At 73.8% G+C, this 3,655-nt stretch carries 5 protein-coding genes; 4 read left to right on the plus strand and 1 reads right to left on the minus strand.

Annotated features, from left to right (window positions below; genetic code table 11):
- Positions 1-616, plus strand: a 616-nt coding sequence (locus GTW08_RS03710) for an MFS transporter (RefSeq protein WP_161151411.1), incomplete at its 5' end; no start/stop codon positions are given.
- Positions 617-625: 9 nt separating this feature from the next.
- Here the strand turns inward: GTW08_RS03710 and GTW08_RS30905 are convergent.
- Positions 626-787, minus strand: coding sequence for a hypothetical protein (locus GTW08_RS30905; protein ID WP_167379121.1), 162 nt, complete (start codon positions 785-787; stop codon positions 626-628).
- A gap of 78 nt (positions 788-865) precedes the next feature.
- Between GTW08_RS30905 and GTW08_RS03715 the strand changes: the two genes are divergently transcribed.
- From GTW08_RS03715 to GTW08_RS32825, 3 genes are all read left to right on the plus strand, one after another.
- Positions 866-1,060 carry a DUF3046 domain-containing protein gene (locus tag GTW08_RS03715; protein ID WP_062401227.1) on the plus strand — a complete coding sequence of 65 codons (195 nt, stop codon included), beginning with the start codon at positions 866-868 and terminating at the stop codon, positions 1,058-1,060.
- Between the two features lie 259 nt (positions 1,061-1,319).
- Entirely contained in the window at positions 1,320-2,372 is a 1,053-nt protein-coding gene (gene recA, locus GTW08_RS03720) for a recombinase RecA (protein ID WP_073578091.1), read from the plus strand.
- A 2-nt stretch (positions 2,373-2,374) separates the two neighbouring features.
- Positions 2,375-3,592, plus strand: coding sequence for a regulatory protein RecX (locus GTW08_RS32825; RefSeq protein ID WP_346009845.1), 1,218 nt, complete (start codon positions 2,375-2,377; stop codon positions 3,590-3,592).
- The last annotated feature ends 63 nt before the right edge of the window (positions 3,593-3,655 follow it).

Genomic DNA, 3,655 nt, shown 5'->3' on the forward strand with positions numbered 1-3,655 from the left:
GGCCGGCGCGCCCGGGGCCGTGGCGGTGCGGCCGTGGGCGGTGCTGCGGGCCTCGCGCCCCGCGCTGCTCGGCGCCGTCGGCATCGTGCTCGGGCACGCGGTGATGGTCGGGCTGATGTCGATGACCCCGGTGCACATGGACCACGGCGGCGCGGCGCTGTCGGTCGTCGGGCTGGTGATCAGCCTGCACATCGCGGGGATGTACGCGCTCAGCCCGTTGTTCGGGTGGCTCGCCGACCGGCTCGGACCGGCGCGGGTGCTGGCCGGTGCCGGGGTGCTGCTGCCGCTGGCGGGGGTGGTCTGCGCCCTCGCCGCGCCGACCTCGACCGGCCTGCTGTCGGTGGGCCTGGTGCTGCTCGGTCTGGGCTGGTCGGCAGCGGTGGTGGGCGGATCGGCGCAGCTCACGGCGTCGCTGGCGGTGGCCGACCGGCCGCGGGTGCAGGGCTCGGTGGACGTGGCGATGAACCTGGTCGGCGCCGCCGCCGGGATCGTGGCCGGGGTGCTCGTGACGGTGTCGTCCTACGCGCTGCTCGGCGCGCTGGTGGTCGTGGCGACGGTGCCGTTCCTGCTGGTGGCAGCACGCTCGGCCCGCACGGGACGCCCGGCGGCCGGCTGAGCGGGACCCTCAGCGACGGCGCTGGTGGAGCCACCAGCGCACCAGCACGACCAGCGCGGACAGCAGCGCGAGCAGCGACACGACCTGCCACGCCAGGGGCGACCCGATGCCGGTCGTCGCGAGGACCTCGTCGGCGACGTCGACCGGGACGGTCGCGAGCAGTTCGGACATATCACCCAGGCTACCGGCTCCGGGGCCGTCAACGGGCGGACACCACACGGAACGGGTGACCCGTCTACCCTCGCGGGCGTGCGACTGAGCCACTTCCGGGAACTGATGGAGGGCGAGTTCGGGCCGGTGCGGGCGGCGTCGCTGTCCCGCGACCACGTCTTCGCCGACCTCGGCGGCCGGACCGTCGAGCAGGCGATCGAGGCGGGTCTCGACCTGCGCCGGGTCTGGCGCGCGGTCTGCGCGGCCTACGAGGTCCCACCCGCACGGCGGTAGCGGCGCCCCGGGCGGTCCTGGTGACCGCTCGGCTCCCGTGGGTGCCCGGTCGGCGTGTCGCGGTGTCGGATCGAACGCGTGTTCGTCTACGGTTCCGCCAGGGCTCGCGGTACCGGTCCTGCGGCGCGGTGTCGGACGAGTTGTCCACAGGCGCCGATCCGGGCCCGTAACTGTCAGGGGTACCCCATACCGTTGTGGTGTGCCTCCCCGAAAGACACCAGCAGGACCCGATCGTCGACCACCAGCGAGGAGTCAAGAGATGTCCGCTCCGGACCGCGGCAAGGCGCTCGAACTCGCCCTCGCCCAGATCGAGAAGAACCACGGCAAGGGATCGGTGATGCGCCTGGGCGACCAGACCCGCGTCCCGATCAGTGCCATCTCCACGGGCTCCATCGCGCTCGACGTCGCGCTCGGCGTCGGGGGCATCCCGCGCGGCCGCGTCGTCGAGATCTACGGCCCGGAGTCCAGTGGCAAGACGACCGTCGCGCTGCACGCCGTCGCGAGCGCGCAGGCCGCCGGAGGCGTCGCGGCGTTCATCGACGCCGAGCACGCGCTCGACCCGGAGTACGCCAAGGCGCTCGGCGTCGACACCGACGACCTGCTGGTCTCCCAGCCGGACACCGGTGAGCAGGCGCTGGAGATCGCGGACATGCTGATCCGCTCCGGCGCGCTCGACATCATCGTCATCGACTCGGTGGCCGCGCTCGTGCCGCGCGCCGAGATCGAGGGCGAGATGGGCGACAGCCATGTCGGCCTGCAGGCCCGGCTGATGAGCCAGGCGCTGCGGAAGATCACCGGTGCGCTCAGCAACTCCGGCACCACCGCGATCTTCATCAACCAGCTGCGCGAGAAGATCGGCGTGATGTTCGGGTCCCCGGAGACCACGACCGGTGGTAAGGCGCTGAAGTTCTACGCGTCGGTCCGCATGGACATCCGCCGCATCGAGACCCTGAAGGACGGCACCGACATGGTCGGCAGCCGGACCCGGGTCAAGGTCGTGAAGAACAAGGTGGCCCCGCCGTTCAAGCAGGCGGAGTTCGACGTGCTCTACGGCGTCGGCATCTCCAAGGAGGGTTCGCTGATCGACGTGGGCGTCGAGCAGGGGATCATCCGCAAGTCCGGTGCCTGGTACACCTACGAGGGCGACCAGATGGGGCAGGGCAAGGAGAACGCCCGCAAGTTCCTCAAGGAGAACCCGGACGTCGCCGCCGAGGTCGAGAAGCGCATCAAGGAGAAGCTGGGGATCGGCGCCGTCGTCGACGCCGAGGAGACCAGCCCGGTCGAGCCCCTCCCGGCCCCGGTCGACTTCTGAGCGTGACCGGCGAGCGCGACGGGTCCGGAGGCACGTCCGGACGGGACGGTGCGGAGCCGACCAGGCCCCGCACCGTCCCGCTCGACGACCTGTTCGGCGTGACCCCGTCGGTCACCGACGAGCAGGATCCGCCCGCGATCCGGACCGCCGACCCGACCGGCGGTGAGCCGGACGAGTCCGTCGCCGAGCCCCCGGGCGTCCCCGGCTGGGACACGAGCCCCCACCAGGTCTCGTTCGCCGCGCTGAGCGGTGCCGACGAGGCCCCCACGACGGCGACCGAACCGCCGGCTGCCTGGTCCACGGGACCGGCGGCGGACGGCGCGACGGACGGGGCGGCGGCCCCCGCCCCGGTCCGCAGGCTGACCCTCGACGACCCCGACCCCCACCCCGACCCGGCTTCCGGTGGGAGCGCCGACGACGGCGTCGACGATGCGGGACCCGGCTCACCCCGTGTGGTCTCCTTCGAGGAGCTGTCCGGACGGGGCGCCCGCCGCAGCGGACCCCGTCGCGACCGCGCGACCCCGCGTCGGCGTCCGGCCGCCGCGGCGGGCGCGACCGACCGGGACGCCACGGCCGCCGTGCCCGAGGGCACCGGGCCGGACCCGGTCGAGGAGAGCACCACCCCCCGTGGCCGGCGCCGCGGTGAGGGCCGTGGCCGGGGGAGACGTCGGGGTGAGGACGTCACCCCACGCGTCGAGACACCGCAGGAGCAGGAGACCCGCGCCCGCGACATCTGCCTGCGCCTGCTCACCGACCGCGCCCGCACGGTCAAGGAGCTCGGCGACGCGCTGCGTCGCAAGGAGATCCCCGACGAGGTCGCGCACCGCGTCCTCGACCGGTTCGACGAGGTCGGACTCGTCGACGACCAGGCCTTCGCCGAACAGTGGGTCCGGTCCCGCCACCGCCACCGCGGCCTCGGCAAGCGGGCGATCGCGATGGAGCTGCACCGCAAGGGCGTCGACCGCGAGATCGCCGACGAGGCGCTCACCGGCATCGACGACGACTCCGAACGCGACCGGGCCCGCGAGCTCGTCGTACGGCGGCTGCGGAGCCTGCCCGTCGGGAGCCGCGAGGAGCGGCAGTCCAGCGCCCGCAAGCTGGTCGGCATGCTCGCGCGCAAGGGTTACGGGCCCGGGGTCGCCTACGGGGTGGTCAAGGAGGAGATCGCCGCCGCCGGTGCGGAGGCCGACGAGCTGGGCGAGGCCCCGCCCGAGGACTGACCGTCCCGGGACGGGGCCCCCGCCCGGTCACGACCGCACCACGCGCCCTCCCGGGCAGCGGGG

Source organism: Pseudonocardia sp. SID8383, assembly GCF_009864975.1.
GTDB lineage: Bacteria > Actinomycetota > Actinomycetes > Mycobacteriales > Pseudonocardiaceae > Pseudonocardia > Pseudonocardia alni.

What these genes read in the sequence shown, in the direction of transcription:
- GTW08_RS30905 (WP_167379121.1), bottom strand. Translation starts at nt 787, where the DNA reads ATGTCCGAACTGCTCGCGACCGTCCCGGTCGACGTCGCCGACGAGGTC.
- recA (WP_073578091.1), top strand. Translation starts at nt 1,320, where the DNA reads ATGTCCGCTCCGGACCGCGGCAAGGCGCTCGAACTCGCCCTCGCCCAG.